A 22,139-nucleotide genomic window follows, 5' to 3' on the forward strand; every position below is an offset into this window, starting at 1 on the left:
GGCGGCTGCGGCCGCCGCGCCGGAGGCCACCATGGCCGGCGCCAGCGCTTACGAGCTGATGCTGGTCAAGCTGGTGGCCGACCGGCGCCGCCTCAAGTCCATCCAGTCCATCGAGCAGAAGGTGAAGGTCAAGCGCGATGAACTGCTGCCGGACTACGCAGAGTACGTCAACGGTGCGCTGGAAGGCGGCCGTGGCGCCCAGGATGAAGTGCTGACCACCATCATGGTGTGGCGCATCGACGTGGGCGACTTCGCCGGCGCGCTGGAGATCGCGGCCTACGTCCTGCAGCACGGCATGACTATGCCCGACCAGTACGACCGCACGCTGGCCACGGTGCTGGCCGAGGAAGTGGCCGACACCGCCCTGCGCGCCTTCAAGCTGGATCCGGCCGCCGCCATCGACACGCAGCAGCTGCTGCAGGTCATGGACATGACCGACCCGCACGACATGCCCGACCAGGTGCGCGCCAAGCTGCGCAAGGCTACCGGCTACTCGCTCATGGCCAAGGATCCGGCGGCCGCGCTGCCGTACCTGGAGCGTGCCCTGGAACTGTCCGAGCATTCAGGCGTGAAACAAGACATTGCCCGGCTGCGCAAGCAGCTGGACGCTGGCGGGAAGGATCCCGCCAGCACGTAACGAGCCCCCCGGCCTGGGCGGCGCCAGGCGGACGATGGCAGGGCTTTGCCCGGTCCATCCGATGCCTGGCCCACCGCCCGCTTTTCCTGAGAACACCCCATGACCTTCATTGCCACCGAACCAGCCAGCGCGCCGAACCCGCCGCCAGAGGACACCACTGTGGCCAATGACGGCTTTTTCCCCGATATCGACCTGCCGCGCCTGCGCGACAGCGTGCGCCTGGACGGCACCGTGACCATCCTGCGCCTGCGCAATGCCGTGGTCGACGCCGTCATCCACGTCAACGACGAGCTGGCCGGCTGGAAGGCCGACCGCCTGGCGGCTGGCGTCACCTCGCTGGACCAGCTGGAACCCAAGATTGGCGGCGAGGCGGTGCAGCTGCACCGCTACCTGGCCGCCATCTACCGCACGGTCAAGGCCGACCTGAACGAACAGTTCCGCAACTTCGACGCCACCAAGTCCGGCGTGGACGAGGCCGACAAGCTGCAGCAGCTGGTGGACGACGAGCGCCGCGCCGCCAAGTGGGCTATCCGCGACTTCCTGGGCCTGCCGCGCGCCACCGTGGAGCTGATCTGATGCGCGTCATCACGCACCAGGGCGACACCGTGGACGCGCTGTGCTTCCGCCACCTGGGCCGTACCCAGGGCGTGGTGGAAATCGTCTTGGAACAGAACCCCGGCCTGGCCGACTACGGGCCGGTCCTGCCGCACGGCCTGCAGGTCGATCTGCCCGACACCACCACCCACCCAACCAACACCCCCACGCTGCTGCGGCTGTGGGACTAGAAAGGAGCCAACCGTGGCCGAACCCATCCCTTCCACCGTCACCATCGCCACCGCCGGCATCGGCCTGGCCGCCCTGTTCCCAGGCGTGGACGGCAACGCCCTGATCGGCGCCTTTGCCGGTGCCGCGCTGCTGGTGGTCAGCAGCAAAGACCTGAACCTGGTCAAGCGCCTGGCGTACCTGGTCATTTCCATGATCGCCGGCTACCAGGGCGCCCAGGACATTGTGAACTGGACCCCGATTCGCTCCACCGGCGTGGCCGCCTTCTTCGGCGCCGCCTGCGCAATCGTGATCGCCCTGCAGCTGATCGAGCGCTTGAAGTCGTTCGACCTGTTAAGCCTGATCGGCAAGAAAGGAGGCTGACGTGGTACAGAACCCCGCCGCCGTCATCGCCATGGCGGCTTATACCGTGGCCATCTTCGCACTGCTGCTGTACGAGCGCGACGGCGCGCGCCATCGCCACCACGTTTCCTGGCTGGCCTACGGCCTGCTGGTGGTGCTGGGCGGATCCGCCATCGAGCTGCTGCTGCACGCCAAGGCGGTCAGCTACTTTGAAGCGGGCCGCGCTGCGCTGCTGGCCCTGTTTATTGTCCGGTCGCGCGGTAATGTCGCGCGCCTTCTGCGGAGTGAGAAATGATCGCTGTATCCCTTCGACCAGGTAGCCACGGCGCCGAGGTCCAGCAGCTGCAGGAACGCCTGCAGCGCGCCGGCTACCAGGTAGCCACCACCAACGTGTACGACGATGCCACCGTGGCCGCCGTGATGGCCCTGCAGGCGGATAAGGGCCTGGTGGTCGACGGCCTCTTCGGTCCCAAATCCTTCATGGCCCTGATGGGTTCCATCCAGCCCAAACACCTGGCGGCCGCCGACCTGGTGCGCGCGGCCGACCAGCTGGGCGTGAACCTGGCCAGCGTGCGCGCCGTCAATGAGGTGGAGTCGCGCGGCCAGGGCTTCCTGCCGGACGGCCGCCCCGTGATCCTGTTTGAGCGCCATGTGTTCTACAAGCAGCTGCAGGAGCATGGCATCGACCCGGAACCGATTGCCGCGAAGTATCCGAACATCTGCGCCCAGGAACGCGGCGGCTACCACGGCGGCGCCGCCGAGTACATCCGGCTGGAAACGGCCAAGCAGATCCACCTGGCGGCGGCCTACGAGTCGGCCAGCTGGGGCGCCTTCCAGGTGATGGGCTACCACTGGTCCGCCTTGGGCTACGCCAGCGCGTCCGACTTCGTGCGCCTGATGCAGCAGGACGAGGCCAGCCACCTGGACGCCTTCGTGCGCTTCATCGCCCATGAGGCCCCGCTGCTGGCCGCCTTGAAGGCCCGCAAGTGGCCCGCCTTCGCCAAGGGCTACAACGGTCCGGCCTACGCCGCCAACCTGTACGACGTCAAGCTGGCCCAGGCCTATGCCAAGTATTCCGCGCTGGACGAGGTGGCGGCATGACCGGCGTTGCGGCATCGCTGGCCGCCGACCTGGGCGGCAAGGCAGCGCGCGCCGTCCTGCTGGCCGCTGTGGCCTTCGGCGCCTTCACCTACACCCGTTACCTGCAGATCAAGGCTGAATTGGCGGTAGATGCCGCCGTACAGGCCCGCCAGGGCATTGTGGAGCGTGACGCCACCATCCTGACGCTGCGCACGCTGAGCGCCGCCCAGGAGCGCCTGGCCGCCAGCCTGGACGGCGAGCGCACGGCCCTGCACCAGCTGGCAAACACCCGTGAAATCCAAATGAGGAAACTGCAAGATGAAAACGCTGAGATTCGCGCCTGGGCCGCTGTGGCTGTCCCTGCTGATGTTGTCCGGCTGCGGGACCACGGCCCCATTACCGGCGCCGCGTCTTATCGCCAGCTCTTGTCCCAGGGTGCAACCCTGCAGCCTGCCCGCCGTGCGGGTGAGGAATAACGGCGACATGAACGCGGCACTGGACCAGGCCGAGGGCGCGTGGGCGCTGTGCGCGGCCGTGGTGGATACCATCGTGGAGTGCCAGGCGAAAGACCAGGCGGAAGGGCTGGGCCATGATTAAGCTGGCGGCGCTGCGCGAAGTGGTCAAGGGCGCCATCCCGGAGCTGGCCAAGGATCCCAGCAAGCTGCACGTGTTCGCGGACGAGGGCAGGGTGGTGGCGCATGGCACCGGCTCCCTGTCCTTCGTGTACCACTACACCGGCAACCTGATCCTGACCGACATGAACGGCGGCGCCGACGAGGCCATGGCGGCGCTGCTGGCCTGGGCCAGCGTCAACCAGCCGGAGCTGCTGGCGGTCAACGACGAACGCAACAACATCACTTTCGAGGTCGATATCGTCAACCATGACGCCTTTGACCTGTCCATCAAGCTGCCGCTAACCGAGGACGTGCGCGTGACCACCGACCAGGCCGGCGCGCGCCAGATCCGGCACATGGCCGAGGAAGCGCCGGAATGGACCCGCACGGGCCTGCTGTGACATGGATGACCTGGACGCACTGGAGAACTGGGCCGGCCCACTGCTGGCCCGCCTGAGCCCTGCAGGACGGCGCGCGGCCGCCATGGAGATAGGCCGCGCGCTGCGCAAGAGTCAGCAGCAGCGCATCGCGGCCCAGCGCAACCCGGACGGCAGCGCCTTTGCGCCGCGCAAGCCCAGGGCGCTGCAGGGGAGGAAATTGAGGGAGAAGGCCGGCCGCATCAAGCGCCGCGCCATGTTCGCCAAGCTGCGCACGGCCAAGCTGCTGCAGATCGACACCGACGCGGAAGGCCTGGCCATCGGCTGGGCGGGCAGGGTAGCCCGCATTGCCCGCGTCCACCAGGAAGGCCTGGAATCGGAAGTGGCGCCAGGCGGCGCCAAATACAAATACCCCGTTCGCCAGCTGCTGGGCATCACGCCGGCAGAACGCGACATGATCCGCGACAAGCTGCTGGAACACCTGGCGCGCTAGGCCGCCATCAGTTCGGCCGCCGGCGGCGCCTTGACGGCCGCCAGGCGCTTGCTGGCCAGCTGGTGGTAGTGGCCGTCCAACTCGCTGCCCACCCAGGGCAGGCCTGCCTCTTTCGCAGCCAAAAGGAACGTGCCGCACCCGGCGAATAAATCACACACCACGCCACCAGGTGGCACCAGGCGCACGATCTGGCGGGCCATGTCCAGCGGCTTTTCCGTCAAGTGCTGCTTAGGCATTTCCAGACGGGCCTGGAACACACCAGGCAGGTACACCTCACGCTGCGGTAGCGCGCCCTTGCTGGCCCACACGATGAACTCCGCTTGCTGGGCGAAACCGCCACGCCGCGGCCGATAGCGGCCAGGCGTTTTATCCCATACCGCCACGCCCTGCAGGGTGAATCCGGCGGCCTGCACCACGTCCGTCAGCGCCGGCAACTGGCGCCAGTCAATGCAGCACACCACGATGCCGCCAGGCTTCAAGGCCCGCCGCGCTTGCGACAGCCAGGCATGACACCAGAACTGCCACGAACGCTGGTCCATGTTGTCGCTGATGAAGTCCTGGTACTGCGCCTTGGTGCTGCTGTTGATGTATTTCTTGCTGGTGGTCTTGGTGCGTGCGCCCACGTGCAGGCCGCCGGACGAGTAGGGCGGATCCGTCAGCAGCATGTCCAGGGATTCGTCGGGGAGATTGCTGACCAGGTGCAGGGCATCGACCTGGTGCAGCTGGTTGAGGGGATAGGCCGGTATCGGCGCGTTGTTGCTCTCTGTGTTCACGGTGATTCCATATCGGGTTATGACGCGCCGACACTGACGCGGCGCCCAACATTCTCTGCACGCGCGAAGCACCGGGCGATAGGCGGCCGCTGTACCGGCTGCGGGCACAGCGCCGCCTTGCTGCGCTCCACGTGCGCGCGAGGCACCATCGTGGCCATGGATATGAACGAATCTCTCCGGCTGCTGCTGAACCTGGTGCGCAAGGGCACCGTGCTGGCGGTCGATTACGACAAAGCGCTGTGCCGCGTGGCCACGGGCGAGCTGGAAACCAACTGGTTGCCCTGGCTGACGCTGGCCGCCGGCAAAACCTTGACCTGGGAACCGCCGGAAGAAGGCGAGCAGATCCTGCTGGTATGCCCAGGCGGCGACCCGGCCGAAGGCGTGGTACTGCGCGGCCTGTACGCCGACGACAACGCGCCACCGAGCAACAAGCCGACCACCCACACGCGCCTATTCCCCGATGGCGCGCGCATCGAGTACGACCACGACAGCCACGAGCTGGTGGTCGACCTGCCGGACGGCGCCACCGTCCTGCTTTCCTCGCCTGGTTCCGTGACGATCAAGACCGCCACCGCCACCATCGAGGCCGACAGCGCGACCGTGAAAGCCGACACCATCACGCTGGACGCATCGAGCACGCATTGCACGGGCGACCTGACCGTGGACGGCGATGTGGACGCCAAGAACGTGAACGCCGCCACCGAAGTCAAAGCCGGCAACATCACCCTGACTGGCCACGGCCACATGGAGATGGGCGACGGCAAGCGCGTAGGGCCACCGCTGCCATGAGGGGCATGGACGCCAACACCGGCCGCGCCATCGCCGGCATGGCCCACTTGAACCAGTCCATCGGCAAGTGCCTGACCACGCCGCTGTTCTCCCGCGTTTGCCGCCGCCTGTTCGGGTCCGAGCTGGGCGACCTGGTGGACGCGCCGACGAACCCGGCCACGTGCGTGCGCCTGTACGCGGCCGTCGCCACGTGCCTGATGAAAAACGAGCCCCGCCTGCGCCTGACCCGCGTGCTGTTGATCCTGGATCCGGCCGCGCCTGGCTCTGTCGTCATCGACGTGCAGGGCACCACCACCATTTCCCCGGACGCGGTATCCGTTCGGGTCCAGTTGAAGTAAGGAGCAACCCAGCATGACCGTGGCCACGCCCATCGACCTGTCCCAGCTGCCATTCCCTGGCGTGGTGGAGACACTTGACTTTGAAACGATCTATGCGCGCCGCAAGGCCCGCCTGCTGTCCCTGGTTCCCGCCGACCAGGTGGCCGATGTCACCGCAGCCCTGGAGCTGGATTCCGAGCCCATGGCCATGCTGCTGCAGGAAAACTCCTACGAGGAAATCGTGTGGCGCCAGCGCGTCAACGACGCCGCGCGCGCCAACTTCCTGGCCTTTGCCATGGATGGCGACCTGGACAACCTGGTTGCGCTGCTGGGCGTGCAACGCCTGGTGGTCACGCCGGCTGATCCTGACCACAACGTGGCCGAGGTCAAGGAAGGTAACACCGACCTGCGCAAGCGCGCGCAGCTGGCCCCGCTGGGCTTCTCCGTCGCCGGTCCTGCCGATGCCTACAAGTCGCACGCCATGGGCGCGGACGGCGCCGTGCTGGACATTGCCGTCAAGAGCCCCCAGGACGGCCGCGTGCTGGTCACTGTGCTGTCCCGTGAGGGCGACGGCACCGCCAGCCAGGCGCTGCTGGACAAGGTGGCGGCGACCCTGAGCGCCGACACGGTGCGCCCGCTGACCGACCACGTGCTGCTGCAGTCCGCCGGCATCGTGCCCTTTGCCATCCGTGCCACCCTGTTCATGCTTCCAGGCCCCGACCGCTCCCTGGTAACGGCCGAATCGCTGCGCCGCGCCCAGGCTTATGCCCAGGAATGCCGCCAGATCGGCCGCGAGGTGGCCGTATCCGGCATCATGGCCGCGCTGCACATCACCGGCGTGGAGCGTGTGCAGCTGATTGAACCGCTGGCCGATATCGCCACCACGGACGTGCAGGCGCCGTACTGCACCGCCATCGAGCTGGGCGAGGGCTAACCCATGTCCTACCTGCTGCCGCCGAACGCCACGCCGCTGGAGCGTGCCATTGCGGACGCCTGCGCCGATATCGCCAACGTGGCCATCCCGCTGCGCCAGCTGCTGAACCCGGACAGCTGCCCGCTGGACCTGCTGCCGTACCTGGCCAACTTCCTGGCCGTCAGTCCCTGGGAAAACACCTGGACCGAGGCGCAAAAGCGCGGCGTGATCCGTTCGGCCTACCTGGTGCATCGCCAGCGCGGCACGCTGGCCGCCCTGCAGCGCGCCCTGGACGCCCTGGGCGTGTCCACCGAGGTGGTGGAGTGGTGGCAGACCGCGCCCGAAGGCGCCCCCTACACCTTCCGCGTGGACGTGGAAGTGTTCGACGGCATGGACACCAGCTATATCCAGACCATCAACAACCAGATCGACGCGGTAAAGCCCGTGCGCAGTAGCTACACCGTGCGCCTGGTCGCCCGCCCCGCCATGCAGGTATTCGTGGGCACGGGCGCCAGTTCCCTCATCACCATCACGATCTATCCCAAGCCATGACGACTTACTATTCCCTTCCCACGCCCGCCGGCGAGGCCGAGCTGGCCGGCGCACTGGCTGCGCAGCAGACCGTGCCGTTTACGCACATCGCCATTGGCGACGGCAACGGCGCCCCCGTCATCCCGGACGGCCGCACCGCCCTGGTTCACCAGGTGGACGAGGTGCAAATTACCTCGATCCGCCAGCATCCGGTCCACGCCAACTGGATCATCCTGGAAGCGGCGGTACCGGAGGACCGTGGCGGCTACGTGGTCCGCGAACTGGCCGTCAAGGGCGGCCGCACGCCTGGCACGGTGCTGGCCGTGGGCAACCATCCGGCCGTGGAAAAGCCGGCGCCGGACAGCGGCGCGGCCGAGGCCATGATTCTGCGCATGGTGGTGGCCTTCGAGCATGGCACGGCCGCCATTAGCCTGGCCATCGACCCGATGGCCTACGCCACGCTGCAGACCGTCCTGGACCAGATCGCGGCCCATGAAGCGAAGGCCGACCCGCACCCGCAGTACCTGACCAAAGCGGAGGGCGACTCCGCGTATGACGCCGCCGGCGCCGCCGCCGCTGCGGTGGCCACCGCCGGCAACGGCCTGGCCGCCCACCTCGCTGCCCCGGATCCGCACCCGCAGTACCTGACCAAAGCCGAAGGCGACGCCGCCTATGACGCCGCCGGCGCCGCTGCCGCAGCGCTGGCCGGCGCCGGCGACGGCCTGGCCGCCCACGTGGCGGCCGCCAACCCGCACGCGCAGTACCAGACCAAGGCCGAGGCGACCAACGCCTGGGCCGAACAGTTTTTCTATGCAGCAGGAACCTAACCAAAGGAATCAAGCAATATGCCAATCCAAAGCGGACATTTAGGCGGCGCTACGCTGCCCTTAAACACCGACACCAAGGTGTACCAGTGCCAGGCCCCAGCCGTCGCTGCCACCTTCACCGTCAACATTTGCAACAAGACCGACACCGTGGCCCTGGTGCGCCTGGGCCACGGCACTGGCGCCGATATGTCGGCCGCCGGCTCGCTGTACTACGAGCATGACGAGGAAGTCAAACCGCACGGCGTTCTGGAACGCACCGGCCTGGCTACTTCTGTCGGCCGTAGCGTGTTCGCACGGTCGAGCGTGGCCGGCGTGGACGTGTCCGTGTACGGCTACGAGAAGGGCTAAGCCATGGGACGCGCTCTTTCTGCGGGCACTAAGGCCCAGGTGGTCCAGCTGACCAACGCCAACGGCCTGGACGTGTTCGGCACCGGCAAATTCCGTGTGTTCGGCTCTGACGGCACCTTTACCGTGCCGCCCAACGTCACCAACATTCGCGTGCGCGTGCTGGGCGCCGGCGGGTCCGGCGCATCCATCAATGGCGCCAGTGCGCGCGCCACGGGCGGCGCCGGCGGCGGCTTCGCCATGGGCACCTATACGGTGGCGCCAGGCACCACCTATGCGGTCACGGTGGGACGTGGTGGCCTGCGCGCCAGTGACGGCACCCCAGGCAATGCCGGCGGCACTTCGTCCTTCGGCGCCCTGCTGTCTGCGACGGGCGGCGCCGGCGGCACCGTTTCGGCCAACGGCAACCTGGCCGGCGCCGTGGGCGGCCAGGGCAGCGGCGGCAACATCATCAACGCCAAGGGCGGCAACTCCGGCTCCATCAGCCCGACCAGCGCCGGCGGCGCGGCCACCGGTGGCGGCGCGGCCGGTTCACCCTACGGCGATGGGGGCGCATCGGGCAGCATCACCAGCACGCTGGGTTCGGGCAGCTATGCGACCGGCGGCGGCAGCGTTTCGGCGCCAAGTGCCGGGTTCACCACGGTGGCGGACGGTAGCCAGTACGGCACCGGCGGCGCCGGCGTGGGTAGCGGCGGCATCCAGGGCTCTGTGGCCGGCGGCTATGACCTGCTGGGCAATTCCGCAGCAGAAGGCGTAGCGGGGAGCAATAACCCAACCAGCACGCCGTTCCGCTTCCCAGGCGATAACTTTAGTGGCGGCGGCGGCGGCGGCAAGACCAGTTCTTCGGGCAATGGTGGCGCCGGCGGCACGGGTTCTGGTGGTGGTGCGTCCTTCGGTGGCTCCGGCGGAACTGGCCAGGGTGGCGACGGTGGACCATACGGTGGCGGCGGCGCGAGCTATTGCGCCAATAGCGGCACCGGCGGCAACGGCGGTGTGGGCGCTGGCGGTGGCGCCGTGGCCGGCACCAACGGCGGCACCAGCACGGGCCGCCAAGGCGGCCCAGGCATGGTGGTGGTCGAATGGTAACGGCGAACAACTGCGGCGCCTGCCGCTTCTTCCTGGCCAGAGAAGAAGAAGCCACCCAGGGCCTGTGCCGTCAAGGTCCGCCGGCCGCGCTGCTGTCACCCGCTGGCCATGTATTCGCAGCTTTCCCGCCCATGACAGCCCAGGGCTGGTGTGGGCAACATCAACCGAAGGAGAACGAGGAAAAATGAACTACGCACGCATCGAGAACAACAAGGCGCTGGAAGTGTTCCGCGTGCCGGAAGGCTTCAACCTGGCCGACTGTATGCACCCGGACGTGGCCAAGCTGTTCACCAAAGTGCCGGACAACGTGACGGCCGGTAGCCTGTTCAATTCCGGCACCTGGGACATTTACGAGCCACCCATCGAGCTGCCGCCCAACCCGCTGACCTGGGCGAGCGCCGCCCCGGAATACTTCTGGATCGACGTGGGGCCGTTCTTTGACCGCTTCGGCGCTAAGGCCCTGGCCATCACGCGCTCCGAGGATGCGGACGTGCGCGGCCTGGTCACGCTGCTGCTGCCGCGCAAGTACATCGACCTGAAACGCTCCGACCTGCCGCAGCTGGTGGGCATCCTGCAGGCCAAGGGCCTGATTACGGTGGCCGAGCTGGCGGCGGCGCTGAACCAGGTCACGACCGACTACGAACGCCACGTCAAGGGCCTGCCGCAACCAGCCGACGACGAGGCCGCAGCATGAGCGGCGCCGTGCGCGTGATTTTCAGCCGCAGCCGCCTGCCGGTCAGCGTGCTGATTCGCACCTTTCTGTGGGATCCCTGGTCGCATTGCGGCATCGTGGACGGCGGGGAAGTGGTGGAGGCCAATATGTTCAAGGGCGTCAGCACGCGCAGCCTGGCCGAGTTCCAGGCGGCCGCCAGCGAATGGGAAATCATCGAGATTCCGTGCCCGGATCCGGCGGCCGTGATCGCGGCCGCGCGCTCGCGGATCGGCCGCCGCTACGACTTCCTGGGCGCGCTGGCCATGCTGCTGCGGATCCGCCTGCAGCGCGATGACCGGGACTTCTGTTCCGAGCTGGTGGCCTGGGCCTTCCAGACGGCCGGTTATCCGCTGTTCCGGGTCAACACCTGGCGCATCAATCCGCGCGACCTGTATATCCGCACCTACTGACCACCCGCACCTCACCAGCGGCCGCCCACCAGGCGGCCGTTTTCTTTTGTGCCCGCTGCGGGCACAGCGCCCCCTTGCTGCACTTCACACGCGCGCGGGGCATCCTGCTGGGCATCGTTTCACCGCGTGTCATGCCTGTCATTCGGTGGCACGCCATTTCAATCCCAACCAGGAGCAAACCAGCATGACTACCGAATTCCGCCATGGCGTTTTCGTCAGCGAAGTCAACGATGGCGCCCGCCCTACCCCGTCCGTATCCACGGCCGTGGTGGGCGGCGTGTTCACCTCGTCCGACGCCGACGCCACCCTTTTCCCACTCAACACGCCCGTGCTGGTCACGGACGTTATCAGCGCTGCCGGCAAGGCGGGCGACCAGGGCACCCTGGCACGCTCCCTGGAAGCGATTGGCGCCCAGACCAAGCCCTACACCGTGGTGGTGCGCGTGGCCGAAGGCGTCAGCGCCGCAGAAACCACCAGCAACATCGTGGGCGGCACCGTCAACGGCAAATACACCGGCCTGAAAGCCCTGCTGACGGCCGAGGCCCGCCTGGGCATCCGTCCGCGCATCCTGGGCGTGCCTGGCCTCGATACGCAAGCCGTGACCACCGAGCTGGCCGGCATCGCCCAGCAGCTGGGCGCCTTTGCCTACGCCAACGCCAACGGCTGCGCCACCAAGGAAGAAGTGACGGCCTACCGCGCCGGCTTCTCGCAGCGCGAGCTGATGCTGATGTGGCCCGACTTCCTGGCCTGGGACACCACCGCCAACGCCGACCAGGTGATTCCGGCCGTGGCCTGCGCCCTGGGCCTGCGCGCCAAGATCGACCAGGAAGTGGGCTGGCACAAAACGCTGTCGAATGTGGCCCTGAACGGCGTGACCGGCATCAGCAAGGACGTGTACTTCGACATGCAGAACGCAGCCACCGATGCCAACTACCTGAACGAGCTGGACGTGACCACCCTGGTGCGCCGCGACGGTTTCCGCTTCTGGGGCAATCGCACCTGTTCCGATGACCCGCTGTTCCAGTTTGAATCCACCGTGCGTACTGCCCAGGTGCTGAAAACCCTGATGGCGGACGGCGTGGCCTGGGCTGTGGACAAGGGCATTCACCCTTCGCTGGCCAAGGACATCGTGGAGTACATCAACGGCCAAGGCCGCCAGCTGGTGCGCGACGGCTACCTGATCGGCTTCAACTGCTGGGTGGATCCCGCCGCCAACTCCGCCAGCCAGCTGTCCGCCGGCAAGCTGGTCCTGGACTACGACTTCACCGACGTGCCGCCGCTGGAAAACCTGAACCTGCGCCAGCGTAAGACCGACCGCTACCTGGCCGACTTCGCGGCCCTGCTGGCGGCCGCTTAATCCCCCATCACCGAGAAGGAAAACGATATGGCATTGCCAAAGAAACTCAAGAATTTCAACGTATTCGACAGCGGCAACAGCTACCAGGGCCAGGTGGCCGAGCTGCAGCTGCCGAAGCTGTCGCGCAAGATGGAAGCCTGGCGCGGCGCCGGCATGTCGGGCGAGGTCGAAACCGACCAGGGCATGGAAGTGATGACCATGGAAGAGACCTACGGCGGCATCATGCGCCCGATCCTGGAACAGTGGGGCTTGCTCAAGCATGACGGCGTGCAGGTCCGTTTCTCCGGCGCCTACCGCGCCGAAGACAGCGACACCCACGACAGCGTGGAAGTGACCGTGCGCGGCCGCCGCAAGGAAATCGACATGGGCACGGCCAAGATGGCCGGCGAAACCGCCTTCAAGGTGGTCACCACCCTCTCGTACTACAAGCTGACCATCAACGGCGAGGACGTGATCGAGATCGACGTGCTGGCCGGCATTGAGAAGGTCAAGGGCGTGGACCGCCTGGCCGACCAACGCAAGGCCATCGGCCTGTAACCCTCCCAGCCGTCCGCCACCAGGTGGGCGGCTCCCCCCCATCCCATAGGAACCACCACCATGCAAACCAAGACCACCGAAACCATCACCCTGGACACCCCGCTGCAGCGCGGCGAGCAAACCATTACCGAAATCACCCTGGCCAAGCCCAACGCCGGCACGCTGCGCGGCACCACGCTGCAGGACCTGGTGGCCCTGGACGTGAATGCGCTGTCCAAGGTGCTGCCGCGCATTTCCACGCCCACCCTGACCGAGCAGGACGTCCACCGCCTGGATCCGGCCGACCTGGTACAGCTGGGGATGGCGTTTGCCGGTTTTTTGGCACCGAAGGCCGCGCTTGCGCAGCTGGCCTCCCAAACCGCGTAGAGGACGCCATGGCCGACCTGGCGGTGGTCTTTCACTGGCCACCCCAGGCGATGTACGAATTCAGCCTGGCCGAGCTGATGGACTGGCGCGAACGCGCACGAGAACGACACGAAAGCGATAAATGAACGACCTCAAGCTACGGGTAGTGTTCGGCATGATCGACGCCGCCACGCGCCCATTTCGCGCCATCACCGCCAGCAGTCGCCAGCTGGCCGGTTCGCTGCGCCAGTCGCGCGGCGAACTGAAAGAGCTGGAGAAGACCCAGAAGGACGTGGCGACCTTCCGCGAGCTGCACAGCGGGATGCGGGCCACGGCCACCCAGCTGCAGGCCGCGCAAAAGCGCGTGGCCGAGCTGGCCGCCACCATGAACGCCACGGCAAACCCCAGCCGCGCCATGGCGCGCGAATTCACCGCGGCTAAACGGGCGGCCGCGCAGCTGGGCACCACGCACGAACGCCAGCAGCAGCAGCTGCAGGGGCTGCGCACCAGCCTGTCCGGCGCCGGCATCGACACCCGCAACCTGGGGCAGCATCAGCGCGAGCTGCGCGCCCGCATTGCGGCCGCCAACGGCGCCATCACCACGCAGCAGTCCCAGCTGGCCCAGCTGGCCGCGCGCGAACGCACCCTAGCCGAAGCCCGCGAACGCATGAACGCCACCCAGGCCAAGGCCGGCAAGATGGCCGGCATGGGCGCCGGCGCGCTAGCCGCCGGCGTGGCCACCGGCGCCGCGCTGAAAGTGCCCGTCACCGATTACGCCAAGGCCGAGGATTCGGCCACCCAGCTCAAGGCCTCGCTGATGCGGGCCGGATCCGTGGTCCCGCCGGAGTTCGAGAAGATCAACACCCTGGCCATGAAGCTGGGCGACAGGCTGCCGGGCACCACGTCCGACTTCCAGGACATGATGACCATGCTGAACCGCCAGGGCATCAGCGCGCAGGCCATCCTGGGCGGCGTGGGCGAGGCCACCGCCTACCTTGGCGTGCAGCTGAAGAAGGCGCCCGACGAGGCGGCCGAGTTCGCGGCCAAGATGCAGGACGCCACCAGCACTACAGAAAAGGACATGCTGGGCCTGATGGACGTGATTCAACGCGCGTTCTACTTGGGCGTGGACGACAACAACATGCTGCAGGGCTTCTCCAAGCTGTCGGCGGCCATGGACACCATCAAGATGAAGGGCCTGGAAGGGGCCAAGGCGCTGGCGCCGCTGCTGGTGATGGCCGACCAGAAAGGTATGCACGGCGAGCAGTCCGGCAACGCCTTCCGCAAGATCTTCCAAATGTCCATGGACGCCAAGAAGATCGGCAAGGCCAACAAAGGCCTGGGCAAAGGCCAGCAACTGGACTTCACGGACGGCAAGGGCGAGTTCGGCGGCATCGACAAGATGTTCGCGCAGCTGGACAAGCTGAAAGGACTGGACACGCAGAAGCGCCTGAGCGTCATCAAGGAGCTTTTTGGCGACGACGCCGAAACCCTGCAGGCCGTCGCGCTGCTGATGGAAAAGGGCGTAGCCGGCTACCAGGAAGTGCAAGGCAAAATGGCCGCCCAGGCGTCCCTGCAGGAGCGTGTCAACGTCCAGCTGGGCACCCTGAAAAACCTGTGGGATGCGACCAGTGGCACCTTTACCAACGCCATGGTGGCCCTGGGCGAATCCATCGCCCCGGAGCTGAAAGCACTGACCACCTGGTTAGGCGACGTGGCCCAGGGCATGGGCGCCTGGGCGCGCGAAAACCCGCGCCTGGCGGGCGGCCTGATGAAAACAGCGGCCGTGCTGGCCATCCTGCTGGCCGCCGGCGGCGCGCTGCTGCTGCTGCTGGCCAGTATCCTGGGGCCGTTCGCGGCCATTCGCATGGGCATGACGGCGCTGGGCCTGCAGGGCGGCATCTTCGCCAACGTGCTGGGCCTGGTCACGCGCGGCATCAGCATGGCCGGCAGCGCCATCATGTTCCTGGGCCGCGCGCTGCTGATGAATCCCATTGGCCTGGCCATCACTGGCATTGCCGTGGCGGCGTACCTGATCTACCAGTATTGGGAGCCCATCAAAGGCTTCTTCATGGGGATCTGGTCCACCATCAGCGCCGCCTTTTCCGGCGGCCTGGCCGGCATCGGCGCCCTGCTGTTGAACTGGTCCCCCATGGGCCTGTTCTACCAGGCCTTCGCGGCCGTGCTGTCCTGGTTCGGCATCGAGCTACCGGGCAAGTTCTCCGAGTTCGGCGCCAACCTGATTAGCGGCCTGGTCAACGGCATCACCGGCGGGCTGGGAATGGTGCGGGATGCCATCAGCAGCGTGGCCGATGGCACCGTGTCCTGGTTCAAGGAAAAGCTGGGGATCCACTCCCCTAGCCGCGTGTTTGGCGAGCTGGGCGGGTTCATCAGCGAAGGCGCGGCCCTGGGCATCAACGGGGAAAAGGCCAAGGTGGCCAAGGCGGCCGTGGGCCTGGCCAAGACCGCCGTGGACGGCTTCACGCCGGACGGATCCGGCGCGGCCGGCCTGGCGATCGACACCCGTTCTCCGATCGGAACCGGAGGCGGCGCCGGCGCGGCCGCACCAGGTGGCGACACCATCACCATCACCATCAACCCCGGCCCAGGCAGCGACCCGGAAGCCATCGCGCGGGCCGTGCGCGCCGAGCTGGACAAGCGCGACCAAATGAAGCGTGCCCGCATCGGTTCGCGCCTGAGCGATTAAGGAGCCCCTATGCTGATGTCTCTTGACCAATTCGTGTTTGGCATGTCCACGCTGGCCCACCAGGAGCTGCAGCGACAGACCCAATGGAAGCACGCCAGCAACGCCCGCGTGGGCGCCCGCGCGGCCCGCCAGTTCACCGGCGACGGCGACGACACCATCACCATTTCCGGCGTCCTCGTGCCGGAGCTGGCCGGCACGCTGTCGTCCCTGGATGACCTGCGCGCCATGGGCAGCAAGGGCCAGGCCTATGCCCTGGTCGACGGCGCCGGAACCGTGTTTGGCGCCTACCTCATCACCGGGATGCACCAGACCGGGACCAACCTGGACGCCAGCGGCCGGCCGCGCCGCGTGGACTTCTCCATTACCCTGGAGCGCACCGACGACAACCGGGCCAGCTCCATGGCGCAAAGCAGGGGGCGGCCATGAACCAGGACAGCTCCCCGCTGCTGGCCCCTGACTTCACCATCACGCTGGACGGCCGCGACCTGACCAGCGTGATTGACCCGCGCATGATGCGCCTGTCGGTCCGCGAATGCCGCGCCGACGAGGCCGACACGCTGGACCTGGTGCTGGACGACAGCGACGGCGGCCTGGAAATCCCCAAGCGCGGCGCCGTGCTGGCCGTGGCCATCGGCTGGAGTGGCCAAGCACTGGTGGACAAGGGCTCTTTCACCGTCAACGAGGTGGAACACGCCGGCACGCCGGACACCATCACGGTGCGCGCCCGCAGCGCGTCCATGACCAAGGGCATGGGCGAACGCCAGGAAAAGAGCTGGCACAATCAGACCATTGGCGAGATTGTGCAGACCATCGCCGGCCGCCATAAGCTGACGCCGAAGGTGGGCGACGATCTGGGCAAGTTCAAGATCCCGCACATCGACCAGACCCACGAAAGCGATATGTCTTTCCTGACGCGCCTGGCGCGGCGCTTTGACGCCGTGATGACCGTGAAAGAGGGCAATCTGCTGTTCCTGCCGATTGGCACCGGCGCCACCATGAGCGGGCAGGAAATCCCCGCCATCGCGCTGACGCGCCAGGATGGCGACCGCCACCGCTTCCACATTTCCGAGCGCGAGAACTACAGCGCGGTGCGCGCCTACTGGTACAGCAACGGGGAGAAGAAGCGCCACAGCGTGATCGTGGGCGGCGAGGACAACCACAATGTCAAGGTGCTGCCGGAGAAGTACGCCAGCGAGGCCGAGGCCGAGGCGGCCGCCACGGCCGAACTGGAGCGCACCAAGCGCAGCCAGGCCACGTTTAACTACACCATGGCCATCGGCGTGCCGCAGCTGCGGCCGGAGGCGCCCGTGACGCTCTCCGGCTGGAGCAAGCCGGAGATTGATGACGAGGACTGGCTGGTGCAGCAGGTCACGCACACCCTGGACGACTCCGGCGGCTATACCTGCGACATGGAGCTGGAAATTCTGGACGACCCCATCACCAAGCGCCACCGCAGCAACTTCCGCAAGGGCGGCTAGGTCAGCCAATCCCACCACTTCTCTGCTTTGTCCCACAGCGACCAGGCGCGCGCCGCGTAGTACGCCATCTTGGCGATATTGGCCCCCGTGGCCGACCAGGTGCGCGCCTGGCGCCCCATCTTGTTCAGTTTCAGCATTCATGCTCCTGTGTTGATTGCTGCCCATGCGGGCCATGAAGCGCGGCCGCTTGCCGTCCCGCTTCATAGCCGTATAGGAGAGTCACGACCGCATGGCCGCAACCGTTCCAACATACCCACCGCTAAGCAATTCGACTGCGCCCATGGTTTCCCATTTCTGTGGACGTGGTTGCAAACCGCAGTAAGCCCGATGCGCGCCTGCCGGTCCTCTAGTGGGTTTTCCACCACATTTATTGTACGTACAAATATTTATTGACTCCTTCATTTTTTGTACGTACAATAATTTATATGGACATTACATATGACCCAAACAAGGACCGCAGCAACCAAGAGAAACACGGCGTTTCACTGAAAGAGGCGGAAAAGATCGACTGGGATGCGGCGCTGGAAAGACTGGATGACCGCAACGACTACGGGGAGGACAGGTACCAAGCACTCGGATTCATCGGAAACAGGCTTTACTGTGCGGTGTATGTGGACCGGGAAGATGGAAGACGAATCATCAGCTTACGCAAGGCAAACTCAAGGGAGTACAAGGAATATGAAAGCAGCTACTAAACCGATGGAGGCGGCGCAAGCCGCCGCGCAAACCGACCAGCAGCGCGAGGATGCGCGCCGCGCCGAGGCCCGCCGCCAGAAGATGCACACCGCTATCCGCCCCACGGCGGACGAGGATGCCGCCATTACGGCCGCAGCACTGACCGACCCGGACAACCCACCACTGACGGACGCCGAACTGGCGCAGTTCAAGCCTGCGCGCCGACCGCGCGGCCGTCCGGCCCAGGACGCCACCAAGGTGCCCACCACGATGCGCCTGGATAGCCTGGTGGTAGATTCTTTCAAGGCCACCGGCGACGGCTGGCAAACCCGCGTTAACGCGGCCCTGCAGGAATACCTGGCCGAGCGCAACCTACTGGCCCACCGTTACCACGCCACCGTCCACAGGCGCGAGAAGGAAACCGAGCAGCTGGGCGAGTTCCTGGTGGTGGCCACGGACGACGGCCAAGCCCGCGAGAAGGTCAAGCACCACCTGTTGGAGCATGGCCAGGCGGAAGCCGCGCGCGGCTATGTGTACACGGTGGACGTGGGCAACGCGCGTATGGCTGATCTGGAAGTGATCTACTGATGACCGCGCCGACCATGAACGCCAGCCCGCGCGCGCTGGATCTGGTGGAAGTGGCGCGCACCAGCGGCCTGCGCCCCTTCCTGCACGGCGTCAACGCCACCATCGCCCGCGAGCTGCTGGCCGCCTTCGTGGCCGAGCTGGACCGCCGCACCATCAGCGAACGCGCAACGTGGACGCCTGTGGCGAAGCTGCCGGACTCGGACATTACGCTGCAGCTGTATGACCCGGAAGCGAGCGAGCCCGTGTGGCCCGGCTACTTCGACGGCGAGCGCTGGCGGTACATCGACGGGATGCCCGCCACGCCGACACACTACGCCGACATGCTGCACGGCCCCGGCCCGCGCATCAATGGTAACGAACCCGTCCTGCTGGTCATGGATGAAAACCAGGAATGGCTTGCGCGCGCCAGGCGTGCGGCCGGAACCATCTAAGGAGAAGCAATGAGCCAAGCCCTTGAATACCTGCGAGCGCTGATCGCGGAAGGCTGGGAATACCCGGATGCCGAGTACAAGGCCGCGCGCAAGTTTGGCGTGTCGGCCGACGAGCTGCGCGACGAGTACGACCGGGCGTAGCCGGCCAGCGCGTAACGGGCGTTACGTCAAATAGACCCGCCCGCCCCGCTTACCCTGTCTCCCATTTTGCTATAAAGTGGGAGACACTTTTAACCTTACGGGATGACATAACATGCAGAGTGTCACTATCGACACGGCAAAGACCCTGGTGGGATCCGCCACCGTGACGCGCGCCGTGGTGCAGTGCTTCGACGGCCGGCGCTGGGCCATCGTGCTGCGCGGCCGTGAGGAATACGTGCTGCGCTCCAAGCGCGAGAACCCGAAGGCCTACGCCCGCGTGGAAACCGCCCTGGATGAATTGAAGGGCATGGGCCTGCGCCATGCCGAGATTGATTTTACGAAGTGGACCCGCGACCAGGGCACCCTGACCTAAAGGAGAAGGCATGACCGAGCATTACGACCATGACGGCGACAGCATCACCTTGACCGACGCCGACAAGCTGCAGATCGAAGAAGAGATAGCGCACATCGACGGCGAGCTGGCCGACTGCGGCGGCAGCGATATCTGGCGCGAGCTGAACCGCCAACGCCGCCACCTGGTGGCCGAACTGGTGGCAGGGCGCCGTCTGCCGACACTGGAAGAGGACGAGGAAGCATGAGCATCTACGACGACAAGAACGCTTTCACCGTGCGCCTGGATCCGGGCATGATGCGCATGTCCATGCAGCTGTGGCGCGAGGCCACGGACATGAAGATCCCGATTCACGACAGCCTCAAACTGCACTTCATCGCCAACCGCCGCGCGATGCTGAACAACCACGCAAGGACCGCCAAGGCCTGGGGCACGATGCTGGAATCCATGCGCGCGCCAGGTCTGGACCAGGCGCACCTGGATAAGTTGAAGGCCCAGGTTGACGAGTTCAGGGAGTGGGCCGAGGCAGGCCTGGCCGAGCTGGACCAGGTGCGCGACCAGGAAGCGCTGCAGGACGCCATGCAGGACGGCCTGGCCGAGCTGGCCAAGGATCCGGCTGGCCGCGCGCTGCTGCAGCGGGCGCTTGACGAGGGCTGGCTTAAACCGCCACCAGGCGGTTACCCGAAGGGGAAACGGTAGGAATAAAAAAAGGCCAGCGCGATGCTGGCCTTGTCGTATCAAGCGGGGAAGGATTAGCGGACCTGCTGCACCGACGCATGACAGTACCCAATGAACTCAATACGCTCCGCATCCTCGCGGGCCACCACATCGACGGTATAGGCCGGGTTGTCGTTCGACAGGCGCAACGAGCCGTCAAACATGCGCTGTACGCGCTTGAAGCGCACCGTGTCCGCATCCAGGTAGCGCACCAGGTACACACCGTCCGAATCACGCGGGCGACGGTCCACCACCACCATCTGGCCATCCTGGATAGTCGGGATCATCGTGTCGCCGGCGGCGCGCACCATCACCGTGTCTTCCACGGTCAAGCCTTCCTGATCGAGCCACAGGCGCGGCACCTTCCACGCGCGGTCCTTGCTGGTGGAGTGGAAGGTGGCCATGTCCAACACCACCAGGTCAACATAGCCCGGCACCTCTGCGGCATCCAGGGTCACGCCGGCCACTGTGCCCATCACTTCCGGCGCCACTAGTTCCGGGCCGCTACCGCGTCCCAGGATCAACCAGTCCAGACTGATGTTGTGCTGCAGAGCGATCTGCACCGCTTCGGTGACGGGGATGGAGCTGCGCGCGCGCCAACCGGCCGGCGTGCTCTTGGCTTTGCCAAGGTAGTTAGCCAGCTCGTCATCCTTCGTGAACCCCAGCACCTTTTTCATTCTGTCGATTATTTCTTGAACGAAGATCTGTTTAGTTTGCATTTTGTAGATTTGGAAATTGCGATTCATCGTCGAAAAGACTGTACGGAGCCGGGAGTAGAGCGTAGAATTTTACGAAACGCAATAAATATTTACGTTTAAACACGAAAATTCACGAAACGTGATTAATTCTCACACATTGTAACGAAGATAGACTAGGAAATGAAGACTGAAAGCCGCAAAGATCCTCGCGTCCCTATCCCTCTCACCCAAGCCGAAGACGAACAGCTGGAGCAAATCCGCAAGGATGAAGCCCGCAGCCGCCAGTCCATGGCCGGGATTATCTACCGCCTGGGCTTGAAAGCCTATAAATCTCAACAGCCGCAGCAACAGAATTAACAAATTGTAATAAAGGGGCCGGGGGGTCTTTTTATTATTCGACCAGTTAAATATGAGCCTGCGAATCACTATCCGTTGCCCTCATTGCGAAGCGCGCGCCGTCGCCCGCAGCAGCCAGAAAATGAGCGACACCATGCGCGAGATTACGTATGTATGCACCAACCCGCTGTGCGGGCATACCTACGTGGCCGGCCTGGAAGTCCTGCGCACGTTGTCGCCGTCTGCCATGCCACGACGCGGGATCAATATCCCCTTCTCCCCCCATGTCGCGCGCGAACTCCTCATGGAACAGCTGCAGCTGATCTAAACCACGAATCAAGGAATAGAGCCCTATGTCTATCAATACCCTCGCCTGCAGCGCCATGAGCTTCCTGCGGGACCACGAAGCGGAACACCTCAGCCCCGACCTGCCAAAGCTGGTCGACCGCTGTATCGCGCACCTGGTCGAATCCTGCGGCGTGTCGCACGCCAATGCCCACATGGCCACCATGCAGGCCGTGGGCGAGCTGGACGCACGCCACAGCAAGGCCAGCATCGACTGCAGCAAGACCACCAGCTTTACCCTGTTCATCAAGGACGAACATGGCCGGCAGGTTGTCCTGACCGCTGCCGGCCTGATGCGCCTGATTCACGCGGGGCCGCCTTCGATGCTGGCCACAGCCTGACCTAATCCCAAAGGAACACCCCTGACTTGCTGCTGCGCCTGGCGCAGCGGTCAAGCCCTTTT

The 22,139-nt window shown here is 65.8% G+C and carries 39 protein-coding genes; 36 read left to right on the forward strand and 3 right to left on the reverse strand.

What is annotated here, in order from left to right; translation table 11 throughout:
• The 10 genes from gpM to FHW83_RS29555 all read left to right on the forward strand — a co-directional run.
• On the forward strand, positions 1–637 hold a 637-nt coding region (gpM, locus tag FHW83_RS29510), incomplete at its 5' end, for a phage terminase small subunit (protein WP_176649932.1).
• Positions 638–736: 99 nt separating this feature from the next.
• Complete coding sequence (locus FHW83_RS29515; protein ID WP_176649933.1) at positions 737–1,213, forward strand: head completion/stabilization protein; 477 nt, start codon at positions 737–739, stop codon at positions 1,211–1,213.
• The gene (locus tag FHW83_RS29520; protein ID WP_176649934.1) at positions 1,213–1,422 is read left to right on the forward strand and encodes a tail protein X; all 210 of its coding nucleotides are present in this window, start codon (positions 1,213–1,215) and stop codon (positions 1,420–1,422) included. Before FHW83_RS29515 ends, FHW83_RS29520 begins: the two co-directional genes overlap by 1 nt.
• Before the next feature lie 13 nt (positions 1,423–1,435).
• Complete coding sequence (locus tag FHW83_RS29525) at positions 1,436–1,783, forward strand: putative holin (protein ID WP_176649935.1); 348 nt, start codon at positions 1,436–1,438, stop codon at positions 1,781–1,783.
• A 1-nt stretch (position 1,784) separates the two neighbouring features.
• Positions 1,785–2,057, forward strand: a complete 273-nt coding sequence (locus FHW83_RS29530; RefSeq protein ID WP_373997286.1) for a phage holin family protein — start codon at positions 1,785–1,787, stop codon at positions 2,055–2,057.
• Positions 2,054–2,863 (forward strand): N-acetylmuramidase domain-containing protein, encoded by an 810-nt coding sequence (locus FHW83_RS29535; RefSeq protein WP_176649936.1) that lies wholly within the window; start codon positions 2,054–2,056, stop codon positions 2,861–2,863. Before FHW83_RS29530 ends, FHW83_RS29535 begins: the two co-directional genes overlap by 4 nt.
• On the forward strand, positions 2,860–3,318 hold the full coding sequence (locus FHW83_RS31010) for a LysB family phage lysis regulatory protein (RefSeq protein ID WP_229224418.1): 459 nt from the start codon (positions 2,860–2,862) through the stop codon (positions 3,316–3,318). The genes FHW83_RS29535 and FHW83_RS31010 overlap by 4 nt, the downstream gene beginning before the upstream one ends.
• Positions 3,209–3,439, forward strand: a complete 231-nt coding sequence (lysC, locus tag FHW83_RS29545) for an Rz1-like lysis system protein LysC (RefSeq protein ID WP_229224416.1) — start codon at positions 3,209–3,211, stop codon at positions 3,437–3,439. Before FHW83_RS31010 ends, lysC begins: the two co-directional genes overlap by 110 nt.
• Positions 3,432–3,857, forward strand: coding sequence for a phage tail protein (locus FHW83_RS29550; protein WP_176649939.1), 426 nt, complete (start codon positions 3,432–3,434; stop codon positions 3,855–3,857). Before lysC ends, FHW83_RS29550 begins: the two co-directional genes overlap by 8 nt.
• Position 3,858: 1 nt before the next feature.
• Positions 3,859–4,326 carry a phage virion morphogenesis protein gene (locus tag FHW83_RS29555; RefSeq protein ID WP_176649940.1) on the forward strand — a complete coding sequence of 156 codons (468 nt, stop codon included), beginning with the start codon at positions 3,859–3,861 and terminating at the stop codon, positions 4,324–4,326.
• Here the strand turns inward: FHW83_RS29555 and FHW83_RS29560 are convergent.
• Positions 4,323–5,099 (reverse strand): site-specific DNA-methyltransferase, encoded by a 777-nt coding sequence (locus FHW83_RS29560; RefSeq protein WP_373997287.1) that lies wholly within the window; start codon positions 5,097–5,099, stop codon positions 4,323–4,325. The two genes, FHW83_RS29555 and FHW83_RS29560, sit on opposite strands and share 4 nt — an antisense overlap.
• Positions 5,100–5,255: 156 nt before the next feature.
• On the opposite strand from FHW83_RS29560, the gene FHW83_RS29565 reads away from it, so the two are divergent.
• From FHW83_RS29565 to FHW83_RS29640, 16 genes are all read left to right on the forward strand, one after another.
• Entirely contained in the window at positions 5,256–5,888 is a 633-nt protein-coding gene (locus FHW83_RS29565) for a phage baseplate assembly protein V (RefSeq protein WP_176649941.1), read from the forward strand.
• On the forward strand, positions 5,885–6,226 hold the full coding sequence (locus tag FHW83_RS29570; RefSeq protein ID WP_176649942.1) for a GPW/gp25 family protein: 342 nt from the start codon (positions 5,885–5,887) through the stop codon (positions 6,224–6,226). Before FHW83_RS29565 ends, FHW83_RS29570 begins: the two co-directional genes overlap by 4 nt.
• A 13-nt stretch (positions 6,227–6,239) precedes the next feature.
• The gene (locus FHW83_RS29575; RefSeq protein WP_176649943.1) at positions 6,240–7,139 is read left to right on the forward strand and encodes a baseplate J/gp47 family protein; all 900 of its coding nucleotides are present in this window, start codon (positions 6,240–6,242) and stop codon (positions 7,137–7,139) included.
• Positions 7,140–7,142: 3 nt separating this feature from the next.
• The gene (locus tag FHW83_RS29580; protein WP_176649944.1) at positions 7,143–7,670 is read left to right on the forward strand and encodes a phage tail protein I; all 528 of its coding nucleotides are present in this window, start codon (positions 7,143–7,145) and stop codon (positions 7,668–7,670) included.
• Positions 7,667–8,476 carry a phage tail protein gene (locus FHW83_RS29585; RefSeq protein ID WP_176649945.1) on the forward strand — a complete coding sequence of 270 codons (810 nt, stop codon included), beginning with the start codon at positions 7,667–7,669 and terminating at the stop codon, positions 8,474–8,476. Before FHW83_RS29580 ends, FHW83_RS29585 begins: the two co-directional genes overlap by 4 nt.
• An 18-nt stretch (positions 8,477–8,494) precedes the next feature.
• Positions 8,495–8,824, forward strand: a complete 330-nt coding sequence (locus tag FHW83_RS29590; RefSeq protein ID WP_176649946.1) for a hypothetical protein — start codon at positions 8,495–8,497, stop codon at positions 8,822–8,824.
• A gap of 3 nt (positions 8,825–8,827) precedes the next feature.
• Entirely contained in the window at positions 8,828–9,907 is a 1,080-nt protein-coding gene (locus tag FHW83_RS29595; RefSeq protein ID WP_176649947.1) for a glycine-rich domain-containing protein, read from the forward strand.
• A 184-nt stretch (positions 9,908–10,091) separates the two neighbouring features.
• Positions 10,092–10,601: a hypothetical protein gene (locus tag FHW83_RS29600; RefSeq protein WP_176649948.1), complete on the forward strand. Its 510-nt coding sequence runs from the start codon at positions 10,092–10,094 to the stop codon at positions 10,599–10,601.
• Positions 10,598–11,029, forward strand: coding sequence for a YiiX/YebB-like N1pC/P60 family cysteine hydrolase (locus tag FHW83_RS29605; RefSeq protein ID WP_176649949.1), 432 nt, complete (start codon positions 10,598–10,600; stop codon positions 11,027–11,029). The genes FHW83_RS29600 and FHW83_RS29605 overlap by 4 nt, the downstream gene beginning before the upstream one ends.
• A 184-nt stretch (positions 11,030–11,213) precedes the next feature.
• Positions 11,214–12,386 carry a phage tail sheath protein gene (locus FHW83_RS29610; protein WP_176649950.1) on the forward strand — a complete coding sequence of 391 codons (1,173 nt, stop codon included), beginning with the start codon at positions 11,214–11,216 and terminating at the stop codon, positions 12,384–12,386.
• 27 nt (positions 12,387–12,413) lie between these two features.
• Positions 12,414–12,923 carry a phage major tail tube protein gene (locus tag FHW83_RS29615; protein WP_176649951.1) on the forward strand — a complete coding sequence of 170 codons (510 nt, stop codon included), beginning with the start codon at positions 12,414–12,416 and terminating at the stop codon, positions 12,921–12,923.
• Positions 12,924–12,983: 60 nt separating this feature from the next.
• Positions 12,984–13,289: a phage tail assembly protein gene (locus FHW83_RS29620; RefSeq protein WP_176649952.1), complete on the forward strand. Its 306-nt coding sequence runs from the start codon at positions 12,984–12,986 to the stop codon at positions 13,287–13,289.
• A gap of 8 nt (positions 13,290–13,297) precedes the next feature.
• Positions 13,298–13,414 (forward strand): GpE family phage tail protein, encoded by a 117-nt coding sequence (locus tag FHW83_RS29625; protein ID WP_176649953.1) that lies wholly within the window; start codon positions 13,298–13,300, stop codon positions 13,412–13,414.
• Positions 13,411–15,975, forward strand: a complete 2,565-nt coding sequence (locus FHW83_RS29630) for a phage tail tape measure protein (protein ID WP_176649954.1) — start codon at positions 13,411–13,413, stop codon at positions 15,973–15,975. The genes FHW83_RS29625 and FHW83_RS29630 overlap by 4 nt, the downstream gene beginning before the upstream one ends.
• A gap of 9 nt (positions 15,976–15,984) precedes the next feature.
• Positions 15,985–16,401, forward strand: coding sequence for a phage tail protein (locus FHW83_RS29635; RefSeq protein WP_176649955.1), 417 nt, complete (start codon positions 15,985–15,987; stop codon positions 16,399–16,401).
• A complete protein-coding gene (locus FHW83_RS29640; RefSeq protein ID WP_176649956.1) occupies positions 16,398–17,453 on the forward strand; it encodes a phage late control D family protein in 1,056 nt (351 codons plus the stop codon). The genes FHW83_RS29635 and FHW83_RS29640 overlap by 4 nt, the downstream gene beginning before the upstream one ends.
• Here the strand turns inward: FHW83_RS29640 and FHW83_RS29645 are convergent.
• Positions 17,450–17,590: a hypothetical protein gene (locus FHW83_RS29645; protein WP_176649957.1), complete on the reverse strand. Its 141-nt coding sequence runs from the start codon at positions 17,588–17,590 to the stop codon at positions 17,450–17,452. The two genes, FHW83_RS29640 and FHW83_RS29645, sit on opposite strands and share 4 nt — an antisense overlap.
• 288 nt (positions 17,591–17,878) lie before the next feature.
• On the opposite strand from FHW83_RS29645, the gene FHW83_RS29650 reads away from it, so the two are divergent.
• From FHW83_RS29650 to FHW83_RS29675, 7 genes are all read left to right on the forward strand, one after another.
• Positions 17,879–18,148 carry a BrnT family toxin gene (locus FHW83_RS29650; protein WP_176649958.1) on the forward strand — a complete coding sequence of 90 codons (270 nt, stop codon included), beginning with the start codon at positions 17,879–17,881 and terminating at the stop codon, positions 18,146–18,148.
• Entirely contained in the window at positions 18,132–18,716 is a 585-nt protein-coding gene (locus tag FHW83_RS31240) for a BrnA antitoxin family protein (protein WP_308936775.1), read from the forward strand. The genes FHW83_RS29650 and FHW83_RS31240 overlap by 17 nt, the downstream gene beginning before the upstream one ends.
• Positions 18,716–19,147 (forward strand): hypothetical protein, encoded by a 432-nt coding sequence (locus tag FHW83_RS29660; protein WP_176649959.1) that lies wholly within the window; start codon positions 18,716–18,718, stop codon positions 19,145–19,147. Before FHW83_RS31240 ends, FHW83_RS29660 begins: the two co-directional genes overlap by 1 nt.
• A gap of 9 nt (positions 19,148–19,156) precedes the next feature.
• Positions 19,157–19,288: a hypothetical protein gene (locus tag FHW83_RS31130; protein WP_255490568.1), complete on the forward strand. Its 132-nt coding sequence runs from the start codon at positions 19,157–19,159 to the stop codon at positions 19,286–19,288.
• A 112-nt stretch (positions 19,289–19,400) separates the two neighbouring features.
• Positions 19,401–19,661 (forward strand): hypothetical protein, encoded by a 261-nt coding sequence (locus FHW83_RS29665; RefSeq protein ID WP_176649960.1) that lies wholly within the window; start codon positions 19,401–19,403, stop codon positions 19,659–19,661.
• Positions 19,662–19,671: 10 nt separating this feature from the next.
• Entirely contained in the window at positions 19,672–19,887 is a 216-nt protein-coding gene (locus FHW83_RS29670) for a hypothetical protein (RefSeq protein WP_176649961.1), read from the forward strand.
• Positions 19,884–20,339, forward strand: a complete 456-nt coding sequence (locus FHW83_RS29675) for a hypothetical protein (protein WP_176649962.1) — start codon at positions 19,884–19,886, stop codon at positions 20,337–20,339. The genes FHW83_RS29670 and FHW83_RS29675 overlap by 4 nt, the downstream gene beginning before the upstream one ends.
• Positions 20,340–20,392: 53 nt before the next feature.
• On the opposite strand, the gene FHW83_RS29680 is transcribed toward FHW83_RS29675, so the two are convergent.
• Positions 20,393–21,103: a helix-turn-helix domain-containing protein gene (locus FHW83_RS29680; protein ID WP_308936776.1), complete on the reverse strand. Its 711-nt coding sequence runs from the start codon at positions 21,101–21,103 to the stop codon at positions 20,393–20,395.
• A 132-nt stretch (positions 21,104–21,235) separates the two neighbouring features.
• Between FHW83_RS29680 and FHW83_RS29685 the strand changes: the two genes are divergently transcribed.
• From FHW83_RS29685 to FHW83_RS29695, 3 genes are read left to right on the forward strand one after another with little or no spacing between them, the layout of a single operon-like run.
• Positions 21,236–21,412, forward strand: coding sequence for a hypothetical protein (locus tag FHW83_RS29685; protein ID WP_176649964.1), 177 nt, complete (start codon positions 21,236–21,238; stop codon positions 21,410–21,412).
• A gap of 52 nt (positions 21,413–21,464) precedes the next feature.
• Complete coding sequence (locus FHW83_RS29690; protein ID WP_373997288.1) at positions 21,465–21,719, forward strand: ogr/Delta-like zinc finger family protein; 255 nt, start codon at positions 21,465–21,467, stop codon at positions 21,717–21,719.
• Between the two features lie 25 nt (positions 21,720–21,744).
• Positions 21,745–22,077, forward strand: coding sequence for a hypothetical protein (locus FHW83_RS29695; protein WP_176649965.1), 333 nt, complete (start codon positions 21,745–21,747; stop codon positions 22,075–22,077).
• Positions 22,078–22,139 lie beyond the last annotated feature (62 nt).

This window comes from Duganella sp. SG902, assembly GCF_013376005.1.
GTDB lineage: Bacteria > Pseudomonadota > Gammaproteobacteria > Burkholderiales > Burkholderiaceae_D > Rugamonas.